The following is a 21114-nucleotide window of genomic DNA, read 5'->3' as shown; positions in this document are numbered from 1 at the left end:
AGGAGCCGGCTCGGAACCTTAACACTTCAGAATGTCAAAACTCGACGACCGCGAATTCCGCCTTGCCGACGTCGCACAGCGGGCAGCGCCAGTCGTCCGGAATCGCGGCGAAGCGGGTGCCGGGCGCGATGCCTTCGTCGGGCAGACCTTCTTCCTCGTTGTAAATCCAGCCGCAAATCAGGCAAACCCAGCTCTTGTATTCAGTGACTTCCATTACTTCGCTCACGACGCACTCTTCTCTCTTCAATCCAATGATCCGCGCAGTCTGCCCCTTTTTTGGGCACGGCGGCGAGCCGCAATATTACCGGAATTCGTCAAATCCGCCTGAAATTGCCGATATCGCCACATTGCGAGGCGCCCGAGCCTTGTCACACACACCGTGTATGCTCTGCTTCGCATCGGCGTTCCGTTTCGTGCGTGGCTTCCCTTTCTAACCAGGAGAAAAAGATGTTTAAAACCCAATGGTTGACCGGCGCGGCACTGGCTGGATTGCTGGCGGTGTCAGGCGTGGCGCAGGCGGCGAGCGTATCCTTCGTTAAGCCGACGGACGGCGCGACCGTCAGCAATCCCGTTCACGTGGTGTTCGCTCTCGACGGCATGAAGATCGCGCCGGCCGGCACCATGGCGGACGGCACGGGCCATCATCATCTGCTGGTGGACGGCAAGCCGCTTCCCAAAGGCGAAGTGATTCCCGCCAACGACAAGTCGCTGCACTTCGGCAAAGGCCAGACCGAAACGGATCTGACGCTGCCGCCGGGCGACCATACGCTGACGCTGCAATTCGGCGACGGCGCGCATCGTTCGTATGGTCCCGAGCTGAGCAAAACCATCACGGTGCACGTGAAGTAAGCGCGCCACGCGAGATCGAAAATGGCCGGGCGTCGATCGGCAGTGCCCGGCCGCGCTTTTCGCCTAAGCCATATGAACCATACAAGCCAGAGGAGCCAGGCGCTGCTCGTCTCTGGCTTGCATCCTCCGAACAACGGCCAGTGCGCCGGTCCTCGCAAGCCCGCTGCTGGCGCTATCTCTTCAGGCATACAGGCACCGGCTCGCGCGCCCGGTACAATGGGCAGTTCCGACCCATCGCTGTTTTCTCCAATTCTCCATGTCGCTTTACACCATTACCGGAGCCCAACTGGCGTTCGGTCACGTCGCGTTGCTCGATCACGCCGATTTCTCTCTCGAATCGGGGGAGCGCGTCGGGTTGATCGGCCGCAACGGCGCGGGCAAGTCATCGTTGCTGAAAATCGTCGCCGAACTGGCGAAGCCCGACGACGGCCTCGTCACGCGCCAGCAGAACCTGACCACGGTGTACGTGCCCCAGGAGCCGGAGTTCGATACCGACGACACCGTGTTCGACGCAGTCGCCGCCGGCCTCACGCACGCTCGGGCGCTGCTCGATGAATTCGATGTCGTCGCCGATCAGCTCTCGGACGAACCCGAAGGCGCCCAACACGACGCGCTGATGGCGCGGATGAACACGCTGCAATCGTCGCTGGACGCGGCGGACGCATGGAACTGGAACACCCGCGTGGCCACCACGCTGCAGCAGATTGGTCTGAATGGCGAAGCGCGCGTCGGTTCGCTGTCGGGCGGCATGCAGAAGCGCGTCGCGCTCGCTCGCGCGCTGGTTGTGCAGCCCGACGTGCTGCTGCTCGACGAGCCGACCAACCACCTCGATTTCGACGGCATCCGCTGGCTCGAGGATCTTCTGGTGTCGCAGCGCGCGGCGCTGCTGTTCATCACGCACGATCGCGCGTTTCTCGACCGGGTTGCCACGCGCATCGTCGAACTGGATCGCGGGCGTCTGCTGTCGTATCCGGGCAATTTCTCGGCTTACCGGACGCGCAAGGCGCAGCAACTGGAAATCGAGCGCGTCGAAAACGACAAGGCCGACAAGCTGCTCGCGCAGGAAGAAGTGTGGATTCGCAAGGGTGTCGAAGCGCGCCGCACGCGCAGCGTCGGCCGTATTGCGCGTCTCGTGGAAATGCGTAACCAGCGCGCCGAACGCCGCAATGTGCAAGGCAACGTCAAGCTCGACGTCGGCCAAGGCGAGAAGTCGGGCAAGATCGTCGCCGAACTGACGGACGTCACGAAGCGCTACGGCTCGCGCACGGTGATCGACCGGTTCACGGCAACGGTCATGCGCGGCGACAAGATCGGCTTCGTCGGTCCGAACGGCGCAGGCAAGACCACGCTGCTGAAGATGATCCTCGGCGATTTGCCGCCGGACGAAGGCACGGTGCGCATTGGCACGAATCTGCAGGTCGCGTATTTCGACCAGATGCGCGCGCAACTTGACCTCGAAAAAAGTCTCGCCGATACGATCAGCCCCGGCAGCGAGTGGGTCGAAGTCAACGGCCAGAAGAAGCACGTGATGAGCTACCTCGGCGACTTCCTGTTCGCACCCGAGCGCGCGCGTTCGCCGGTCAAGTCGCTCTCCGGCGGCGAACGCAACCGTCTACTGCTCGCGCGTCTTTTCGCCCGGCCGGCGAATGTGCTGGTGCTCGACGAACCCACCAACGACCTCGACATTCCCACGCTCGAACTGCTCGAGGAACTGCTCACGGACTACGACGGCACCGTGCTGCTCGTCAGCCACGACCGAGCGTTTCTCGACAACGTCGCAACGTCGGTGATCGCGGCGGAAGGCGGGGGCAAATGGCGCGAGTATGTCGGCGGTTTTACCGACTGGCAGATCCAGAGCGACCGCTCGCAGCAGTTGGCGCAGGAAGCGCAAAAAGAAGCCAGCAAGGACGCGGCCAAAGAGGCGGCCAAAGACACCGCGGCGCTCAAGGACAGTTCGGCTAGCCGCAATACACCGCGCGCTGCCAGGCTGTCATTCAAGGAGCAGCGCGAGCTGGATGCGCTGCCCGAAAAGATCGCCGCGTTGGAAGCCGAACAGAAGGCCATTGGTGCGCAACTGGAAGACGGCTCCGTATTCGCCAAAGATGCGCACGAAGGCAAGCGTCTCTCGGAACGCTACGCCGCGATCGACGCAGAGCTGCTTATCGCACTAGAGCGCTGGGACGAGCTCGAAAACCGCCGCAAGTGAGGCAGCAAGCGCCGGCGTTTCGTTCCGTCGGCGCTTTCGCTCGGCCTGGGCCGTGCCTTATCCGGATGGCCAATCGCGCGCGTCGTGAATTGCCGCCAGGTTCGAAATCAGTAAAATACCCCGCGAACAGGCTTCCCCGACGTTCGCACCGGCGGCAACAATGCCCGGCAAGGTGCCGGCAAGGTGCCGGCAACGGGCCGCCGTCGAGCGCCCTAAATGGGAAAGCGTGCGAGAACCCGCGTGAAAACTAAGTGGACCGCGCGCAAGCCATGCGACAAACAGTTTGCCCGCGCTGCGGGCACCCCACCTAACCACGTTGTTTCGTTTCGCTTTTTTTGAAAACTCAACGCATTGTCCACGGACCTGTCCACAGGAGCTGTGGACAACGATGAACCGACGCACCCGAGTCAACCATGTCTACGAAAAAGCCAAGCGCCGCGTATAGCGAAGCGTCGATCAAGGTGTTGAAGGGTCTCGAGCCGGTCAAGCAACGGCCCGGCATGTACACCCGCACTGAGAATCCGCTGCACATCATTCAGGAAGTCATCGACAACGCGTCGGACGAGGCCCTTGGCGGCCATGGCCGGCAAATTACGGTCACGGTGCACCCGGACCATTCGGTGTCGGTCGAAGACGACGGCCGCGGCATTCCCTTCGGCCTGCATCCGGAAGAAGGCGTGCCGGTCGTCGAAATCGTGTTCACGCGGTTGCACGCGGGCGGCAAGTTCGATAAAGCCGCCGGCGGCGCCTACACGTTTTCGGGCGGCTTGCACGGCGTCGGCGTATCGGTCACCAACGCGCTGTCCACGCGCCTCGACGTCACCGTGTGGCGCGACGGCAAGGTTGCCGCACTGAGCTTTGCGCATGGCGACGTGGCGAAGCCGCTCGAAGTGCGCGCCGCCGCGAAGGGCGAAAAGAAATCGGGCACGCGCGTCACTGCGTGGGCGGACCCGAAGTACTTCGATTCGCCCAATCTGCCGCTCGGCGAATTGCAACGGCTGCTGCGCTCGAAAGCAGTGCTGCTGCCCGGCGTCGAAGTCACGCTCATCAACGAAAAAACCGGTGAACAGCAAAGCTGGAAATACGAAGATGGTTTGCGCGGCTATCTGCTCGAAGGCATGAACGGCAGTGACCTGCTGATTCCGCTATTCGAAGGCGAGCGTTACGCCGAAAACTCGCGATCGAGCGAAGAGACGTTTGCCGAAGGCGAGGGCGCGGCGTGGGTCGTCGCCTGGAGCGAAGAAGGCTCGCTCACGCGCGAGTCGTACGTCAATCTGATTCCGACCCCTGCGGGCGGCACGCACGAATCCGGCTTGCGCGACGGCTTGTATCAGGCGGTGAAGAGCTTTGTCGAGTTGCACAACTTGCAGCCGAAGGGCGTAAAGCTTCTCGCCGAAGATGTGTTCGCGCGCGTGTCGTTCGTGCTGTCGGCGAAGGTGCTCGATCCGCAATTCCAAGGGCAGATCAAGGAGCGTCTGAATAGCCGCGACGCGGTGAAGCTGGTGTCGTCGTTCGCGCGGCCGGCGCTCGAATTGTGGCTCAACCAGCATGTCGAGCACGGCAAAAAGCTCGCGGACCTCGTCATCAAGCAGGCGCAGGCGCGTACGCGCGCGGGACAAAAGGTCGAGAAGCGCAAGAGCTCGGGCGTCGCGGTGTTGCCGGGCAAGCTGACCGATTGCGAGTCGACGGAAATCGGCCGCAATGAGTTGTTCCTCGTGGAGGGCGATTCGGCCGGCGGTTCAGCGAAAATGGGCCGCGACAAGGAGTATCAGGCCATCCTGCCGCTGCGCGGCAAGGTGCTGAACACGTGGGAAACCGAGCGCGACCGCCTCTTTGCGAACAACGAAGTGCATGACATTTCGGTGGCGATCGGCGTCGATCCGCATAGTCCGGACGACAAGATCGATCTGTCGAATCTGCGCTACGGCAAGATCTGCATTTTGTCGGATGCGGACGTGGACGGTTCGCACATCCAGGTGTTGCTGCTCACGCTGTTCTTCAAGCATTTCCCGCAGTTGATCGAACGCGGGCATGTGTGCGTCGCGCGTCCGCCGCTCTTTCGCGTCGACGCGCCTGCGCGCGGCAAGAAGCCGGCGCAGAAACTGTATGCGCTCGACGAAGGCGAACTCGAAGCGATTCTCGACAAATTGCGCAAGGACGGTGTGCGCGATACCCAATGGTCGATCAGCCGCTTCAAAGGCCTCGGCGAAATGAGCGCCGAGCAACTGTGGGACACGACGATGAACCCGGACACGCGGCGTCTCACGCCGGTGGCGCTCGGCGAACTGGACTACGACGCCACGGTCGCGCGCATGACCATGCTGATGGGCAAGGGCGAAGCGGCATCGCGGCGCAGCTGGCTGGAAGAAAAGGGCAATGAAGTGGAAGCGGATATCTGAGCGGTTTTTCAGCGCTCGCTTTTCGCATGAAAGCACGAAACTTCACGCCAAACACGATACGGAATCTAGATGGACGACGATAACACTCTCGACCTTTTCACCGAGCCGCCGCCGCCGGACGGCGATTTTTTGACGCTCGGCAACTATGCCGAACGTGCGTATCTCGACTATGCGGTGAGCGTGGTCAAGGGCCGCGCGCTGCCGGATGTGTGCGACGGCCAGAAGCCGGTGCAACGCCGCATCCTCTTCGCGATGAACGACATGGGGCTGTCCGACAACGCGAAGCCGGTCAAGTCGGCACGCGTGGTCGGCGACGTGCTGGGTAAATATCACCCGCATGGCGACCAGTCGGCATACGACGCACTGGTGCGTCTCGCGCAAGATTTTTCGATGCGCTATCCGTTGATCGACGGCCAGGGCAACTTCGGCTCTCGCGACGGCGACGGCGCGGCGGCAATGCGGTACACCGAAGCGCGCCTCACGCCGATCGCCAAGCTGCTGCTCGATGAAATCGACCAGGGCACGGTCGATTTCATGAAGAACTACGATGGCGAGTTCGACGAGCCGAGGCTCTTGCCCGCGCGCTTGCCGTTCGTCCTGCTCAACGGCGCTTCGGGCATCGCCGTGGGTCTCGCTACCGAAATCCCGTCGCACAATTTGCGCGAAGTCGCGGGCGCCGCGGTCGCGACAATCCGCAATCCGAAGATCACGCACGCGGAATTGATGCAGCACATTCCCGGTCCCGATTTCCCGGGTGGCGGTCAGATCATTTCGAGCGAAGCGGAAATCTCAGCGGCCTACGAAACCGGCCGCGGCAGCCTGAAGGTGCGCGCGCGCTGGAAGATCGAAGACCTCGCGCGCGGCCAGTGGCAACTGGTCATCACCGAATTGCCGCCGAATACGGCTGCACAAAAGGTGCTCGAGGAAATCGAGGAGCAGACCAATCCGAAGATCAAGCTCGGCAAGAAGGCGCTCACGCCGGAACAGTTGCAGGGCAAGCAAACCATGCTGGCACTGCTCGACGCCGTGCGCGACGAGTCCGGCAAGGACGCGCCGGTGCGCCTCGTGTTCGAACCGAAGTCGAGCCGCATCGATCAGGCCGAGTTCGTCACCACGCTGCTCGCGCATACGAGTCTTGAATCGAATGCGTCGCTCAATCTGGTGATGGTCGGCGGCGACGGCCGGCCGCGTCAGAAGGGCTTGAGCGAAATCCTGCACGAGTGGATCGCGTTCCGCTTCGCGACGGTCACGCGCCGCACGCGTCATCGTTTGATGAAGGTCGACGACCGGATCCATATCCTCGAAGGCCGGATGATCGTCTTTTTGAATATCGACGAAGTCATCCGCATCATTCGAGAGTCCGACGAACCAAAGGTCGCGCTGATGGCCGCGTTCGGCTTGTCCGATCGCCAGGCCGAGGACATTCTTGAAATCCGGCTGCGTCAGTTGGCGCGGCTCGAAAAGATCAAGATCGAGAAGGAACTCGCCGAACTGCGCGACGAGAAGGCGAAGCTCGAAGAACTGCTCGGCAGCGAATCGGCGATGAAGCGCCTGCTCATCAAGGAGATCGAAGGCGACGCAAAGCAATACGGCGACGAGCGCCGCACGCTGATCCAGCAGGAAAAGCGCGCAACGTACGAAGCGCGCGTGGTCGACGAACCGGTCACGGTGGTCGTGTCGCAGAAGGGCTGGGTGCGCGCGCTGAAGGGTCACGGGCTGGACACGGCCGGCTTCACCTTCAAGGCCGGCGACGGTCTCTACGCCGCGTTCCAGTGCCGCACGCCGGATACGCTCGTCGCGTGGGGCAGTAATGGCCGCGTCTATTCGGTCGCGGTGGCGTTGCTACCCGGCGGTCGCGGCGACGGTGTGCCGGTTACATCGCTGATCGAGCTCGAATCGGGCAGCCATCTGATGCATTACTACGCGGCTTCCGCGGACCAGGCCTTGTTGCTCGCGTCGAGCAATGGCTTCGGCTTCATCGCGAAGGTCGGCGACATGGTGAGCCGCGTCAAGGCGGGCAAGTCGTTCATGACGATCGACGCCGGCGCCGCGCCGCTCGCGCCCATGCCGATGCTGCCGGACGCGAAACAGATCGCGTGTCTGTCGTCGGGCGGGCGCCTGCTTGTGTTTGGCCTCGACGAAATGAAGACGCTCTCGGGCGGCGGACGCGGCGTCACGCTGATGGCGCTCGACGATAAGGAAACGCTGGTGCAGGCGTTGGCGATCAACGCGGCGGGCGTCATGCTGATCGGCGCGCGTCGCGGCGGCCGTCTGGACGAAGAAAAGCTGAGCGGCGCCGCGCTTACGCCGCATGTCGGCAAGCGGGCACGCAAGGGGCGCGCGCCTGAGAGCAAGCTGAAGCTCGAAAGCATGCGTCCAGTGCTGGCTGCTTGACGAAGATTGACGTTGGAACACGGCAAGCGTCTGCTAGCATGCAAGACGCTGGCCGTGCGCAGCAACAGTAGGGCACTGTGTAGGAAATTTCGGGGGCGGCGTTGCCGTATCAAGTCGGAGTACCGCGGTCTTGATCGAGGTACTGTGTCGAGATACCAGGCGCGCTGCAATAACAACAAGAAAAACGACGGAAAGCCTGAGGCGTTCCGGAACTGCACGCACGGCGTGCGGTCGAACGCGCTCAATAGCCGCTGCTCATATCATTCGTCATAAGCGGTGCGGCGTCGTCGGGAGAGGAAAACAACATGAATAAGGCTATCGAACTCGCGCTCTTTCTTCATCTGCTCGCGGTCGCGGTGTGGGTGGGCGGGATGGTCTTCGCGCATTTCTGCTTGCGTCCGGCAATTGCCGATCTTTCGCCGCAATTGCGCTTGCCGTTGTGGGAATCAGTGTTCGGCCGCTTCTTCAATTGGGTCGCCGCCTCAGTGCTGGTGATTCTGCTGACCGGCGGCTTCCTGCTGATGCAATTCGGCGGCGGTCACGCCACATGGCCGCTGCATGCAATGGCCGGCCTCGGCATCGTCATGATGCTGATCTTCGGGCACATTCGCTTTGCTGTATTTCCGCGCATTCGCCGCGCGGTGCAGGCGCAGAAATGGCCTGACGGTGCGCAGGCGGTCGGTACGATCCGGCGTCTGGTGCTGATCAATATCGTGCTCGGTGTGGTCACGGTCGGCGTCGCGGTGCTTTCGCGCGGCTTTTGATTGCGGCGCTTGCGGGTCACTAAGCGCGGTTAAGCGTGACTAAGCGTGGCTAAGGCAACGCGCCATACGCAAGCCACAATCCGCACCCCACCGCCACTGTGCCGTACACCACGTACACCGGCACCTTGAGTTTCGCGAAGCACATGGCTGAAAACAACGCCGTGATCAGATAGACCGGTTGTATCGGCACACGTCCGGCTATTCGCAGCACCGCCACCGCGAGAAACGCGGTGGTGACCGCGCGCAGAATCCGCATGCCATGCTCGAATCGCGGATTCATCTTTAACTGATGCAGATGCCGTTGCGCGAGCACCACGAGGCAGCCCGACGGCACGAACAGCGCGAGCGTGGCGATAAGCGCGCCCACCCAGCCGTCGATCAGGTAACCGAAGAACGGCACGACGTTCAAAAGCGGTCCCGGCGATAAGGGCGACAATGAAAAGGCCAGCGTGAAGTCGTTGTCCGATATGCCTATGGCCGGCGTGACGAACAGCGTCTTGAGCACCGGCAACGCGGAAAAACCGCCGCCGAACAGCGTCATGCCAGCGCCCGCGAGCCGCGGCCACAGCAGCGCGAGATCGTAACGATGCGGCAACGGCAGCGCGAACAGCAGCACGAACACGCACAGCACGCCGAGTATCTGCCAGTCACCGCGCGCGAACGACACCACAATCCGCGTGTGGCGCACCGGGCTCACGACCCACCCCGCGCCGAAGGCCGCGCTCAACATCAGCACATAGGCCGCGGGGCTGTGCGCGTAGAAGAGCGCGACGCAACCCACCAGCGCCGCGGCCCATTCGAGCTTGCCGCGCACGAGCGCGCGCGTCTGTTTGTACCAGGTGATGCCGATCAGTGTGGCGAGCACGACGCTAAAGTGATTGAGCAAAGTTTGCGACGCGGCGGCGCGCACGAGCGGCGTGCGATAAAACATCGCGAACAGCGTCATCAGCATGAAGAAGGGCAGCACGCTGGCAATGCCCGCCACCCACGCGCCGGCGCGTCCGCGCAACGCATGTCCGAGTTGCACGGCGACATTGCAGCCGACCGGCCCGGGCACCATCCATGCAAGCGCGATCAGATCGGAGAACGCGACCCGCGAAAGCCGTCCTTCACGCTCGACGTAGTGGTTCTCGAGTTGCGCCATCAGCGCGAGGCCGCCCCATGACAACGCCGACAGGCCGAATACGACCCGAAACAGCTTCCATAGCGGTTCTCGTTCCCCTCGTCTTGCAGAATCGTGGCTTGTTATCGTTTGCATGGCGCCACGGGCGTCCGCTGAGCGGGCACCCGTCCTGTGGATCATTTCGATGTTGCGCGCGGCCGACCGTCCGGCGGCGTGGCGCGGTAATGCGATACAGCGAGAATGTAGCCCGTTTTGGGCGGCTGCGATATGACGGCCTTTGCTCAATCGCAAAGTTCAGCGTGAGCGCTCAGCCGGAGTCTTCACCTGAGCTACTCAGCCATTCGTGCTGGTGCTGGCGCTCGTGCTATCCGCTTCGTGCGCGGCGCGCGCACCCGTCATGCCGCATACGCCAAAGCGTTCGAGCAGCGCCGGAATCGCGTCGACCGGCACCGGACGCGAGAACAGGAAACCCTGCGCCTCGATATGGCCGAGCGCGGCGAGCCACGCAATCTGCTCTTCGGTCTCCGTGCCTTCGACTACCACCGTCAGCCCGAGCGAGCGCGCGAGGTTGACGATCGCGGTGACCATCACGCAGACGCTGCGGTCGCCGGGAATGGCCTGCACGAACGAACGGTCCACCTTCAGCGTGTCGACGGAAAAACGATTGAGATACGACAGCGACGAATAGCCTGTGCCGAAATCGTCGAGCGCGATTCGCACGCCGAGGCGCTTGAGCGCGAAGATTTTTTCGGAGACGAGTTCGGGATATTCCATCATCGCCGTCTCGGTAATTTCGAGTTCCAGACGGCGCGCGGAAATGCCGCTTTCCTCTATGGCGTGCGAGATGGTTTCGTACAGATCGCCGCGCCAGAACTGCACGGCCGAAATATTCACCGCGAGCGACAGCGTGTCGTAGCCCTGCTGCTGCCACTGCGCCAGTTGACGGCAAGCGGTCTCTATCACGAAGTCGCCGATCGGCACGATCAAGCCCGTCGACTCGGCGACCGGAATGAATTCGTTGGCCGGAATCAGACCGTGCTGCGGATGGTTCCAGCGCACCAGAGCCTCAAAACCGGTGATGCAGCGGCGCGTGAGATCGATCTTCGGCTGATAGGCGAGAAACAGTTGGCCTTCGGCGAGCGCCACTCGTAACTGCTGTTCCCACTTCATCAGATGGTCCGCGCGATGCGACAGTTGCGGCGAATAGAACTGGTAGCAGTTCTTGCCCGCGTCTTTCGCGCTGTACATCGCGAGGTCGGCCTTCTTCAGCAGATCGATCTCGCTCTCGTTGGCCACGGAGTAAAGCGCAATGCCGATGCTCGCATGCAGCACGAACGAACTGCCGCGCACTTCGAACGGTTTCGCGAACGCTTCTGCCGCCGCTTCGGCGAGCGCCACGGCGCGCTTCTCGACGTCGTCGCCCTTGATCACGACGACGAATTCGTCGCCGCCGATGCGGCTCAACGCGCCGCCTTCGGCGATCGCCGTGGCGAGCCGCGAGGCTGTCATTTGCAGCACGATGTCGCCGGCGTTATGACCGAGCGTGTCGTTGACCGTCTTGAAGTTGTCGAGGTCGATGAAGAGAATCGCGAGGTGGCCGAGGTTGGCCGGCTGCGCTACGTCGTGCCGCAAGGTGCGCAGCGTCGCATAGCGATTGCGCAGGCCGGTCAGCAGATCGTATTCGACCAGATGCGTCATTTCGCGCTCGCGGCCGAGCAGTTTGCCGATCAGGCCCGTCGCCACCGCGAAAAAGCTCAGCATGGCGAGCGAGATGAAGCCCGCCATCAACAGATAAACGTTGCGCGTGTGATTGTAGTCGGCGAACTCTTCGGATTGTGACAGACCCACCAGCACCCCGAGCGGATAACCGTCGATATGCCGGTACGACACGATGCGCGTCACGTTGTCGATCGAATCGACATACGTGCCGGACACGTGCTCGGACGTCGGATAAGAACCGCTCGCCGAGAATGCGCCATTGGCGTTCACCGTGCTGCCGGTGCGCCGCGCGAGCACCGCGCCGTTGTCGGAGATGACCGCAATCACGCCTTCACGGCCGATGGCCGCATTGTTGTAAAAGTCGCTCGTGAAATAGCTCGGATCTTCCGACACCACCACGACGCCCGCGAACGAGCCGTCCGGATGGTTCAGGCGCCGCGTCATCTGCAAGGTCCAGTGACCCGATACGCGGCCGAGCACTGGCTTGCTGATATACAACTGGTCGTCGTTTTCGTGCTCGTGGACCTTGAAATGTTCGCGGTCCGACAGATCAATGCGCTTCGGATTGAGCTCGGCCGTGTTGGCAATCAGCGTGCCGCGCTCATCGATCAACGACACCTGCACGAGCGTCTCGCTTTGCACGACGCCTTTTTCGACCGTGTTGGCAAGATCGAAACGGCCAGGTGTTTTCTCGAACTCGAATTTGACGAACCGGGTGATCTGGTCCACCTGGTGAATCGCCTTGATCGTATGCTGCTCGAGCGCCGCTGAGAGGATCGCGGCAGACGCCATGGCTTCACGATAAGTAGCTTCTTTTTCGACCGAAAGACGCGCGAAGATCACGGTCCAGAGGAGGATCAACACCAATACGCCGAGCGCGGGAATGGCGAGCAAAGCACGCCGTCGCGATACGGCGGGATCGCGGCGGCTCCTGGCTTCGCGCTGATCGGAGAAGCGGGATTTGCTCATCAGGCGGCCCGTAGCCAGCTGCCGGCCGGTTGCGAACGCGCGAGCATCGATTGCGCTGTTTTCATGGATGGCTGCATGGTGACCAAGTTGCCAGAACTGCTGCGCAAGAAGAGGGGGCGTGGCTTGGTGCCTGATCGTTCGCAATCTGTCAGGGACGTTTCGATATTACTTAATGCCACTGGATTAAGGAAGAGTCCCGGCATCGGGTATACGCGGGCGTGGGTCGCAGCCCTATCGGGGCGGTTTTGCAGCCTGTTTTGTGGCCCGTGCCGCCACAAGTCGGGGCAGGCGTGGGATCGTACGCTCGCAGTCATTGTTTTTGAATATTCCATCGGGTTTCGGCGCTCCGGCATGACGGCTTTCACGTGCGTGATCTGTGCGTGGTCTTTTTACAGGCCGTTCGTTATGCGACCGCATGGGGTTAGCGAACAAAGCGGCATTTTGTGGTTAAACGTGGCCAACCTGGTCAAGCAGGACGAGTCGCGTCCGGCTTTTATCCTGGCTGCGTTGCGGCAGCCCTGCTATCGCCCCGGCAGACGCGGCCAGGTGTAAGCAAACGACGGGCCGGTTACGGCATCCGGAAGCTGCCGTCGACGACCGTCACCGACGAGCCGCCGATCCACGTTTTGCCGTTCGTGTCGTCGTAGCGCACGACGATCTTGCCCGCACGCCCCAAGGCAGTGCCCTGGCGTGCTGTGTAGCGGGCAGCGGGGCGCAGATGTTGGGCGCTGAGCAGGCCCGCGAGCGCCGCATTGGCACTGCCCGTGACAGGATCTTCACCGACGCCGAAGCCGCCGCCCATCATCAGGCACCGCACTTCGAAAGTGGCCGGGCCGTCGGCGTCGTGCGGGCCATAGACCGCAAGACCGTGCGTGCCGACGGAATGCACGAGTTCCGCTAGTGTGGCGGCCTCCGGTTCGAGTGCCAGACATTCGCGCGCTGAATTGACTCGCACGACGAGCCACGGCGCGCCATTGTCCACGGCGCACGGTGGAGCGCTGAAGTCAATGGCGTCGCTACGTAAAGCCGTAGAGAGCGCGGCGTATTGTTGTTCCGGCAGCGGTGTGATGCGCGCGGGCGGCGCGGCGAAAGCCCACGCGCCGTGTGCGTCGCCGGAGTCTTCGTGAATGGCCTGCAATTCGACGAGCCCCACGCCGCATTGCTGAACGAGCTTGCCCGGCTGCTTCGGCTGATAGCCGCTTTCGAGCAGCGCATGCGCGGTGCCGAGCGTCGGATGTCCTGCGAACGGCAATTCGCCGTGAGTCGTGAAAATGCGCACGCGATAGTCGGCGGCCGCATCGGTCGGCTTCAACAGGAACGTTGTTTCGGACAGATTGGTCCAGTGCGCGATCGCCTGCATCTGATCGGCGCTGAGTGCGTCCGCGTCGAATATGACGGCGAGCGGATTGCCTTTGAACGGCACCGACGTGAATACGTCGACCTGTTTGAAACGAACGGTGTTGGCGGGCATCGGGCGAGGTCCGGCGATTCCTGCGGTTGATGGGTTCGCGGATTCTATCCGCTGCCGAGGGAACGATCCACCTCGCCACAAATGCAAAACGCGCCGCGGGTGATCGACACCTCGCGACGCGTTGCATGCAGCGGGCCGGACGAGTCGGCCTTTTTGCATCGTGATGCGTTACTCGACTTCCGCGATCATCTCGATTTCGACGCACGCGCCGAGCGGAATCTGCGCGACGCCGAATGCCGAACGCGCGTGCTTGCCGCGTTCGCCGAAGACGTCGGCGATCAATTCCGATGCGCCGTTTGTGACCAGATGCTGTTCGGTGAATTCGAGCGTGGAGTTGACGAGGCTCATCAGTTTGACGATGCGCGTGACGCGGTTGAGGTCGCCCACATGCGCGTGCAGCGTGGCGAGCAGATCGACGGCGATGGAACGCGCCGCGGCCTTGCCGTCTTCAGTGCCGAGGTCGGCGCCGAGTTTGCCCGCCCACACCTTGCCGTCTTTCTTCGCGATGTGGCCGGACAGGTACACCGTATTGCCGCTCTGCGCGCTCATCACATACGCGGCTGCCGGGGCGCCGGCGGTCGGCAATTCGATGCCCAGTTCCTTGAGCTTGTCGTAAACATTCGTTTGAGCCATGTTGTGTCCTCGGTCAGTAGTGGAGTTCGCTAGCGGCAAAGCGGGCCGGCTGCGTTTAAAGCTTTGCGCGAATCAGCGCCGCGAGACGCGACACGCCTTCGTCGATCTTCGCCGGCGGCACCGTGACGAACGACAGACGCAGCGTGTTGTGCTGCGCCTCGTTTGCGAAGAACGGGCCGCCCGGCACGAACGCGACGTTCTGCGCGACGGCTTCTTCCAGCAGCTTCATGCTGTCGATCTGCGCGGGCAGATTCACCCAGACGAACATGCCGCCTTCCGGACGATTCCAGTTCACGCCTTCGGGCATATAGCGTTCGAGCGAGGCCAGCATCGCCGCGCATTGGTCGCGGTACAACTCGCGGATGGTCGGCACGTGCTCGTCGAGAAAGCCGTCCTTGATCACTTCATGGACGATGCGCTGCGTGAAGCTCGGCGTGTGGAGATCGGTGGCCTGCTTGGCCTGCACGAGTTTGAAGATCAGCTCTTCCGGCGCGATGATGTAGCCGACCCGCAGACCCGGCGCCAGCACCTTGGAGAACGAACCGAGGTGCACGATGTGATCGGGCGCCATCGACAGCATGGTGGGCAGCGGTTCGCCCGCGTAATCGAGCGCCCCGTACGGATCGTCTTCGATCACGGGGAACGGCGCGGTTTTCGCGAACTCGGCGAGCGCGCGGCGGCGCTCGACCGGCAGGCGGCGGCCGGTCGGATTCTGGAAGTTCGGTTGCGCGTACAACAGGCGCGCGCTGGCGGTGAGGTCGGGCGTGAGTGCTTCGGGGATCAGCCCTTGCTCGTCGGTCGGCACCTGGATGTAGCGCGGCTCGTACATCGAGAACGATTGCAGTGCGCCGAGGTAAGTCGGCGTTTCGACGAGCACGGGGCTCTCCGGGCACACCAGCACTTTGCCGAGCAGATCCAGCGCTTGCTGCGAGCCGGTGGTGATCAGCACCTGAGTGGGACGGATCTGCGCGCCGTTCACCGAATAGCGCTGCGCGACCCATTCACGCAGCGGCAAATAGCCTTCGGTCGCGCTGTACTGGAGCGCCGCGGCGGGCGCGTCGCGCAGAATACGGTCGGACGCTTCGCGCATGCGTTCAGCCGGGAAGGTGGCCGGCGAGGGCAGGCCGCCCGCGAACGAAATGACTTCCGGTCGTTCCGTGACCTTCAGAATTTCGCGGATCGCCGAACTCGTGAGCTTGCGTGCGCGTTCGGACAACTGCCACGTGGGGGCTTTAAGGTCGCTTTGGTCCATGGTCTCCTCTGCTGGTATTTCTGGAACGAGTCAAAACGTCGATTATCGCGCGAGTCGGCGACCCGCGCGCGCTGGTTATTTAAGGGTCCGTAGGCCGTTGGGTGTTTCGAACTCGGCAATGAGCGCCGCCGGGGCCGCGGCGTCATCCGTGGACCGCAGTTCGATCAGATGCCGCGCGCCCAGCCACTGCAATTGCGCCGCCACCGTGTCGGCTTGCGGATGCACGGCTTTCAACGCTTTCAGCGCGATGCCGGTTTCCGGCAAGGCCGCCGACGGATTGCGCGCCGTGTCCCACTGGATCAGGGAGGGCAGCACGCCGTCGCCGGCGCCTTGCCAGGCGGGAAATGTGCCGTCTTCCGGGACCGACAGGCCCCATGTTAAATCGCCGCGCGTCATCGGCACGATCGGCGGGATGCGCTGCGGGTACTGGGCTTGCCACGTCGGCAGGTGTTTCGGCCGCTCGACCCGGACGACCCAATGCGACAGGTACGGCCCGTTTTCGAGGCGCGCGTGGGTCGCGGGGTCGTCGAGCGCAAAGAGGCGCGCGCGCGGCGCGGCGCCGTCGGCGGAATCGTGGGGAGCGTCGGCATGCGGGTCGATCGCGATCACTTCCAGATAGACGCCGCCCCACAGGTTCAGCAGGCGGTTGTGCGTGCGCATCAGCGGATGCGCGCCGCCGCCGGCCGGCGCGACGCCGAGAATGTCGGCCACGTACTGGGTGCCCTCGTCGAGCGTGCGGGCGGAAATCACGAGATGATCGAGATGCAGCGAATGTGCGGTCATTTGCGGATCGAGGAAACGGGGTTCTACAGTAAGCCGGACCGCGGCGCGCGCAGGATATGCGGGTGCCGGGGGCGTAAGCATAACCGTTCGCGGGTCGGCCGCGCCCCGCGAACGTGCGATTACCAGGCGGTGCGGCGTATTTGCGGCTGGTTGCCGGCGATTGGCCGTGGGTTTGTTTGCGGGTTCGCTCGCCGACTCGCCTGTCGGCTCGCTCGCTCGCCCGCAACGCGGCAAACAGTGCCCGCGACCCTGGCAACCCGATGAGCGGCACCGCCGCCAGGTGCGCCAACTCGAATACGCCGCGTCCTTCGGCGAGCGCGCTTTGTCTGTCTCAAATGTAGCGGCGCCGACCAGCACAGTAACGGTACAATCGACTCGATACCGTTCGGTACAGTTGGAGCCCGTCTATGTCCGTCCCGCTTACGCAGATTCCCGCACCGCACGACACGGCGTCGCTGACGCTGGTGGAGCAGCTCGTCCAGTGGGCCCGCCGCCGCATCGAGGAGCGCGTGTTTCGCCCCGGCATGCGCATGCCGTCGATCCGCAAGCTCGCGCTCGACAAAGGCGTGTCGCGTTTCACCGTGGTCGAGGCGTACGAGCGGCTGGTCGCGCAGGGGTATCTCGAGTCGCGGCGCGGTTCCGGCTTCTTCGTGCGCGAGCGCCTCGCGGGCGCGCCCGTTGCGGAAATTCGTCCAGTGATGCAGGCGCCCGCGCCGGCCACCATCGACGTGGTGTGGCTGCTGCGCAATATGCTGCACACCGGCGCGCGTCCGGAGCGCAGTCCGGGGCTCGGCTATCTGCCGGCGCGCTGGCTCGACGGCGAGTTGATCACCAACGCGTTGCGCACGCTCGGCCGACAAAGCGGCGCGCAGATGCTCGGCATCGGCACGCCGCTCGGTTTTCTGCCGCTGCGTCAGCAGTTGCAGACGCGGCTCGAGGAACTGGAGATCGGCGCGTCGCCCGATCAGATCGTGATGGTGTCGGGCATCACGCAGGCCATCGACCTGATCTCGCGCATTTACGTGAAGCCGGGCGATTCGGTGATCGTCGGCGATCCGGCGTGGTTCCAGATGTTCGGGCGTTTCGCGTCGCAGGGCGCGCGGCTCGTCGGCATGCCGTACACGCCGGACGGTCCGGACCTCGACGCGCTCGAAACGCTCGTGCAAACGTGGCGGCCCAAGATGCTGGTGATCAACTCGGTGTTGCAGAACCCCACGGGCACGTCGCTGACGGCCGCGCAGGCGTTTCGCATTCTGCGGCTTGCCGAGGCCTACGACTTCATCGTCGTCGAAGATGATATTTATGGCGATCTCTGCCCGCCGAGCTATGCCGGCACGCGGCTCGCGAGCCTCGACCAGCTAAAGCGCGTGATTTACCTCGGCAGCTTTTCGAAGACGCTCGCGCCGAATCTGCGCGTCGGTTTTATCGCGTGCGCGCCGGAAGTCGCGAAGGCGGTCAGCGACCAGAAGATGCTGGTCGGCATGACGAGCCCGGAGCTGAACGAGCGCGTGCTGTACAAGATCCTGACTGAGGGCCATTACCGGCGGCACGTCGAGCGGCTTCGCGCGCGGCTCGACGGTGTGCGCGAAAAGTCCGTGCGGATGCTGGAAAAGACCGGCCTCAAGCTCTTTCTGACGCCCACGGCCGGCATGTTCGTGTGGGCAGACACCGGAGTCGACGCGGACGGGCTGACCGCAGCAGCTCACGAAGCCGGCTTCCTGCTGACGCCCGGCAGCCTTTTTTCGCCGCAGCAGTCGCCCACCACGTGGATGCGCTTCAATATCGCCAATTGCGGCGATCCCGAACTCGCCACGTTTTTGTGCCGTTATCTCGACGGCGTCGCGCGGCGCGCCTCTTGAAACCGCGCCGCGGCGCCCTCATTTAGGCGCACAAACCGGCGGCGCGGCATAGCGGTGACCGCGCCACGCCTGTCCCGAATCCCATTCGCAACAGAGAGGAAGTCCGACCATGGCACAAGAAACCATGAGCTTTCAGGCAGAAGTGAAACAGCTTCTGCACCTGATGATCCATTCGCTGTACAGCAACAAGGAAATCTTTTTGCGCGAGCTGATTTCCAATGCGTCCGACGCGGCCGACAAGCTGCGCTTCGAAGCCATTGAAAACAGCGGCTTGTACGAGAACGACCCGAATCTGCGGATTCGCGTGTCGTACGACAAGACTGCGCGCACTGTCACGATCGACGACAACGGCATCGGCATGAGCCGCGACGAAGCGATCGCGAACCTCGGGACCATCGCGCGTTCGGGCACGAAGGAATTCTTCGGCAGGCTGTCGGGCGACCAGCAGAAAGACGCCGCGCTGATCGGCCAGTTCGGCGTGGGCTTCTATTCGGGCTTCATCGTCGCCGACAAGATCACCGTCGAAACGCGCCGTGCGGGTTTGCCGGCGTCGGAAGGCGTGCGCTGGGAAAGCGCGGGCGAGGGCGATTTCGCGGTCGAGCAGATCGAGCGCGCCGCGCGCGGCACGACCATCACCCTGCATCTGCGTGCGGATGAGGACGAGCTGCTGTCGTTGCATCGGCTTAAGTCGATCATTCAGCGGTACTCCGATCACGTCGCGCTGCCCATTCTGATGAAGAAGGAAGAGTGGGACGCGGAAAAAAGCGAGATGGTCACGAAGGACGAGGACGAGACCGTCAATCAGGCAAGCGCGCTGTGGACCCGTGCAAAGAGCGACATCACGGACGAGCAGTACAAGCAGTTCTATCAGCACCTGTCGCACGACCATCAGGACCCGCTCACATGGACGCATAACCGTGTCGAAGGCCGCAGCGAATACACGCAGCTGCTGTACGTGCCGAGCCACGCGCCGTTCGACCTGTGGAATCGCGATCACCGCGGCGGGCTGAAGCTGTACGTGAAGCGCGTGTTCATCATGGACGACGCCGAGCAACTGCTGCCCGCGTATCTGCGCTTCGTGAAGGGCGTGGTCGATTCGAGCGATCTGCCGCTCAACGTGTCGCGCGAAATCCTGCAGGAAAGCCGCGACGTCAAGGCGATTCGCGAGGGCGTGACCAAGCGCGCGCTCTCCATGCTGGAAGAGTTGGCCAATTCGGACAACGACGCCGACCGCGAAAAATACGCCGGTTTCTGGAAAGAGTTCGGCCAGGTGCTGAAGGAAGGCATCGGCGAAGACTTTGCCAATCGCGAGCGCATTGCGAAACTCGTGCGTTTTGCGTCCACCCATACGGAGACGCCGGAGCAGACTGTGTCGCTGGCCGACTACATCGCGCGCATGAAGCCCGAGCAAAGCAAGATCTACTACGTGACCGCCGACACCTGGCAGGCCGCAACGCACAGCCCGCATCTTGAAGTGTTCCGCAAGAAGGGCGTCGAAGTGCTGCTGCTGACCGATCGCGTGGATGAATGGATGCTGTCGTTCCTGAACGAATTCGACGGCAAGCCGCTGCAAAGCGTGGCGCGCGGCGACCTTGACCTCGGCGCGCTGAACGACGAGGAAAAAGAGGCGCAGGAAAAGGTCGGCGAAGAATTGAAGCCGCTGGTCGAGAAGATGAAAGAAGCGTTGAAGGACAAGGCCAAGGACGTGCGTCTCACGTTCCGCCTGACCGATTCGCCGTCCTGCCTCGTTGCCGACGACGGTGAAATGAGCGGCTACCTGCAACGCATGCTGAAGGCAGCGGGCCAGCAGGCGCCGTCATTCCATCCGATTCTGGAAGTGAATCCGGAGCACGCGCTGGTGAAGGGCCTGCATGCCGACAGCGCCAATTTCGACGACTGGTGTCACCTGCTCTTCGACCAGGCCTTGCTGGCCGAAGGCGGCGCGCTGGAAGATCCAGCGAGCTTTGTGAAGCGTACTAATGCGTTGTTGCTGGCGCGCGCGAATTGAGCTTGATCGCGTAGTGTTACTTCGACGCATGGGATAGTGAGAATGCGCTGCTTCGGCAGCGCATTTTTTTTAGCCTTGCACTATGCGATGCCATGCGGCACGACGAACACAAACCCCGATGCGTCGTTCCCACGCACTTCAGCGCTAGAGCGTCAACCCATGCAAACGACGCACTTGCGCAAGCACGCTGCCGGCCAGTTCCTTGGCCTCGAAACTGGGATCGTGATCGCCAAGCACTTTCGCCGCGAGGCTGCCGATTGCCGTGCTGGTTTCTTTCGACGTATGGTGCTGTGCCAGCGCGGAGCCGGCCAGCTCTTTCTCCAGATGCGTGGCGCCCGGACGATGCAAAACGGCCGACGCAAGATGTGCGATGCGGTCGGATGTTTCCTTTACGTTAGTACTATTCAATCTGACTCCCTGCTGCTAGTTGTAAATTTGCTCGATGCTTGTGACGTTTCCCAACGTCGAGCGAAATTAATTATGGTTAACTAACTAAAACTAATCAACAACCATAAATTGAGATTGGTTTATGAGATGCAAAGCGCGGCATTATCTTAGTACTACAGCCGTAGATACGCCGGAGGCACGCCACCGCGTCGCCGGTAGTGACATTGCTGGGCGCGGTATTGATGTTGACGCCGCCAGATTGACCACGACATCACATGCTCAATGGAGTGGAGCGTTC

At 62.6% G+C, this 21114-nt stretch carries 15 protein-coding genes; 7 read left to right on the top strand and 8 right to left on the bottom strand.

The features are described from left to right. Nucleotides 1-34 precede the first annotated feature (34 nt). Complete coding sequence (locus C0Z16_RS00085; RefSeq protein ID WP_036024048.1) at nucleotides 35-214, bottom strand: rubredoxin; 180 nt, start codon at nucleotides 212-214, stop codon at nucleotides 35-37. Nucleotides 215-447: 233 nt separating this feature from the next. On the opposite strand from C0Z16_RS00085, the gene C0Z16_RS00080 reads away from it, so the two are divergent. From C0Z16_RS00080 to C0Z16_RS00060, 5 genes are all read left to right on the top strand, one after another. Continuing rightward, on the top strand, nucleotides 448-849 hold the full coding sequence (locus tag C0Z16_RS00080) for a DUF4399 domain-containing protein (RefSeq protein WP_102630216.1): 402 nt from the start codon (nucleotides 448-450) through the stop codon (nucleotides 847-849). Nucleotides 850-1105: 256 nt separating this feature from the next. Further along, nucleotides 1106-3055, top strand: coding sequence for an ATP-binding cassette domain-containing protein (locus tag C0Z16_RS00075; RefSeq protein ID WP_102630215.1), 1950 nt, complete (start codon nucleotides 1106-1108; stop codon nucleotides 3053-3055). 413 nt (nucleotides 3056-3468) lie between these two features. After that, complete coding sequence (locus tag C0Z16_RS00070; protein WP_102630214.1) at nucleotides 3469-5454, top strand: DNA topoisomerase IV subunit B; 1986 nt, start codon at nucleotides 3469-3471, stop codon at nucleotides 5452-5454. A 69-nt stretch (nucleotides 5455-5523) separates the two neighbouring features. Beyond that, complete coding sequence (gene parC, locus C0Z16_RS00065; protein WP_102630213.1) at nucleotides 5524-7848, top strand: DNA topoisomerase IV subunit A; 2325 nt, start codon at nucleotides 5524-5526, stop codon at nucleotides 7846-7848. 305 nt (nucleotides 7849-8153) lie between these two features. Next, entirely contained in the window at nucleotides 8154-8612 is a 459-nt protein-coding gene (locus C0Z16_RS00060) for a CopD family protein (RefSeq protein ID WP_102630212.1), read from the top strand. A gap of 49 nt (nucleotides 8613-8661) precedes the next feature. On the opposite strand, the gene C0Z16_RS00055 is transcribed toward C0Z16_RS00060, so the two are convergent. From C0Z16_RS00055 to C0Z16_RS00025, 6 genes are all read right to left on the bottom strand, one after another. Further along, entirely contained in the window at nucleotides 8662-9870 is a 1209-nt protein-coding gene (locus tag C0Z16_RS00055; RefSeq protein WP_102630211.1) for a chromate transporter, read from the bottom strand. Between the two features lie 198 nt (nucleotides 9871-10068). Next, nucleotides 10069-12423: a bifunctional diguanylate cyclase/phosphodiesterase gene (locus tag C0Z16_RS00050; RefSeq protein ID WP_102630210.1), complete on the bottom strand. Its 2355-nt coding sequence runs from the start codon at nucleotides 12421-12423 to the stop codon at nucleotides 10069-10071. A gap of 568 nt (nucleotides 12424-12991) precedes the next feature. Further along, nucleotides 12992-13894, bottom strand: a complete 903-nt coding sequence (locus tag C0Z16_RS00040; RefSeq protein WP_102630208.1) for a PhzF family phenazine biosynthesis protein — start codon at nucleotides 13892-13894, stop codon at nucleotides 12992-12994. 168 nt (nucleotides 13895-14062) lie between these two features. Next, the gene (locus C0Z16_RS00035; RefSeq protein WP_102630207.1) at nucleotides 14063-14527 is read right to left on the bottom strand and encodes a RidA family protein; all 465 of its coding nucleotides are present in this window, start codon (nucleotides 14525-14527) and stop codon (nucleotides 14063-14065) included. Nucleotides 14528-14582: 55 nt separating this feature from the next. Continuing rightward, nucleotides 14583-15779: an aminotransferase-like domain-containing protein gene (locus C0Z16_RS00030; protein ID WP_102630206.1), complete on the bottom strand. Its 1197-nt coding sequence runs from the start codon at nucleotides 15777-15779 to the stop codon at nucleotides 14583-14585. Between the two features lie 75 nt (nucleotides 15780-15854). Beyond that, on the bottom strand, nucleotides 15855-16562 hold the full coding sequence (locus tag C0Z16_RS00025; protein WP_102630205.1) for a VOC family protein: 708 nt from the start codon (nucleotides 16560-16562) through the stop codon (nucleotides 15855-15857). A 407-nt stretch (nucleotides 16563-16969) separates the two neighbouring features. Here C0Z16_RS00025 and C0Z16_RS00015 point away from each other — a divergent pair, with 407 nt between their 5' ends. Continuing rightward, nucleotides 16970-18421: an aminotransferase-like domain-containing protein gene (locus C0Z16_RS00015; RefSeq protein WP_102630204.1), complete on the top strand. Its 1452-nt coding sequence runs from the start codon at nucleotides 16970-16972 to the stop codon at nucleotides 18419-18421. 109 nt (nucleotides 18422-18530) lie between these two features. Next, nucleotides 18531-20429, top strand: a complete 1899-nt coding sequence (htpG, locus tag C0Z16_RS00010; RefSeq protein ID WP_102630203.1) for a molecular chaperone HtpG — start codon at nucleotides 18531-18533, stop codon at nucleotides 20427-20429. A gap of 144 nt (nucleotides 20430-20573) precedes the next feature. Here htpG and C0Z16_RS00005 read toward each other — a convergent pair whose 3' ends face one another. Further along, nucleotides 20574-20837, bottom strand: a complete 264-nt coding sequence (locus tag C0Z16_RS00005; RefSeq protein ID WP_102630202.1) for a hypothetical protein — start codon at nucleotides 20835-20837, stop codon at nucleotides 20574-20576. Nucleotides 20838-21114 lie beyond the last annotated feature (277 nt).

The sequence above is a fragment of the Paraburkholderia rhynchosiae genome (assembly GCF_002879865.1).
GTDB lineage: Bacteria > Pseudomonadota > Gammaproteobacteria > Burkholderiales > Burkholderiaceae > Paraburkholderia > Paraburkholderia rhynchosiae.
This window is presented reverse-complemented; position numbering and strand designations above follow the sequence as displayed.

Excerpts from the sequence above, each read along its gene's own strand:
- C0Z16_RS00030 (WP_102630206.1), bottom strand. The coding sequence starts at position 15,779 with ATGGACCAAAGCGACCTTAAAGCCCCCACGTGGCAGTTGTCCGAACGC.
- C0Z16_RS00050 (WP_102630210.1), bottom strand. The coding sequence starts at position 12,423 with ATGAGCAAATCCCGCTTCTCCGATCAGCGCGAAGCCAGGAGCCGCCGC.
- C0Z16_RS00075 (WP_102630215.1), top strand. The coding sequence starts at position 1,106 with ATGTCGCTTTACACCATTACCGGAGCCCAACTGGCGTTCGGTCACGTC.
- C0Z16_RS00070 (WP_102630214.1), top strand. The coding sequence starts at position 3,469 with ATGTCTACGAAAAAGCCAAGCGCCGCGTATAGCGAAGCGTCGATCAAG.
- C0Z16_RS00080 (WP_102630216.1), top strand. The coding sequence starts at position 448 with ATGTTTAAAACCCAATGGTTGACCGGCGCGGCACTGGCTGGATTGCTG.
- C0Z16_RS00035 (WP_102630207.1), bottom strand. The coding sequence starts at position 14,527 with ATGGCTCAAACGAATGTTTACGACAAGCTCAAGGAACTGGGCATCGAA.
- parC (WP_102630213.1), top strand. The coding sequence starts at position 5,524 with ATGGACGACGATAACACTCTCGACCTTTTCACCGAGCCGCCGCCGCCG.
- C0Z16_RS00085 (WP_036024048.1), bottom strand. The coding sequence starts at position 214 with ATGGAAGTCACTGAATACAAGAGCTGGGTTTGCCTGATTTGCGGCTGG.
- htpG (WP_102630203.1), top strand. The coding sequence starts at position 18,531 with ATGGCACAAGAAACCATGAGCTTTCAGGCAGAAGTGAAACAGCTTCTG.
- C0Z16_RS00040 (WP_102630208.1), bottom strand. The coding sequence starts at position 13,894 with ATGCCCGCCAACACCGTTCGTTTCAAACAGGTCGACGTATTCACGTCG.
- C0Z16_RS00015 (WP_102630204.1), top strand. The coding sequence starts at position 16,970 with ATGTCCGTCCCGCTTACGCAGATTCCCGCACCGCACGACACGGCGTCG.
- C0Z16_RS00055 (WP_102630211.1), bottom strand. The coding sequence starts at position 9,870 with ATGCAAACGATAACAAGCCACGATTCTGCAAGACGAGGGGAACGAGAA.
- C0Z16_RS00025 (WP_102630205.1), bottom strand. The coding sequence starts at position 16,562 with ATGACCGCACATTCGCTGCATCTCGATCATCTCGTGATTTCCGCCCGC.
- C0Z16_RS00060 (WP_102630212.1), top strand. The coding sequence starts at position 8,154 with ATGAATAAGGCTATCGAACTCGCGCTCTTTCTTCATCTGCTCGCGGTC.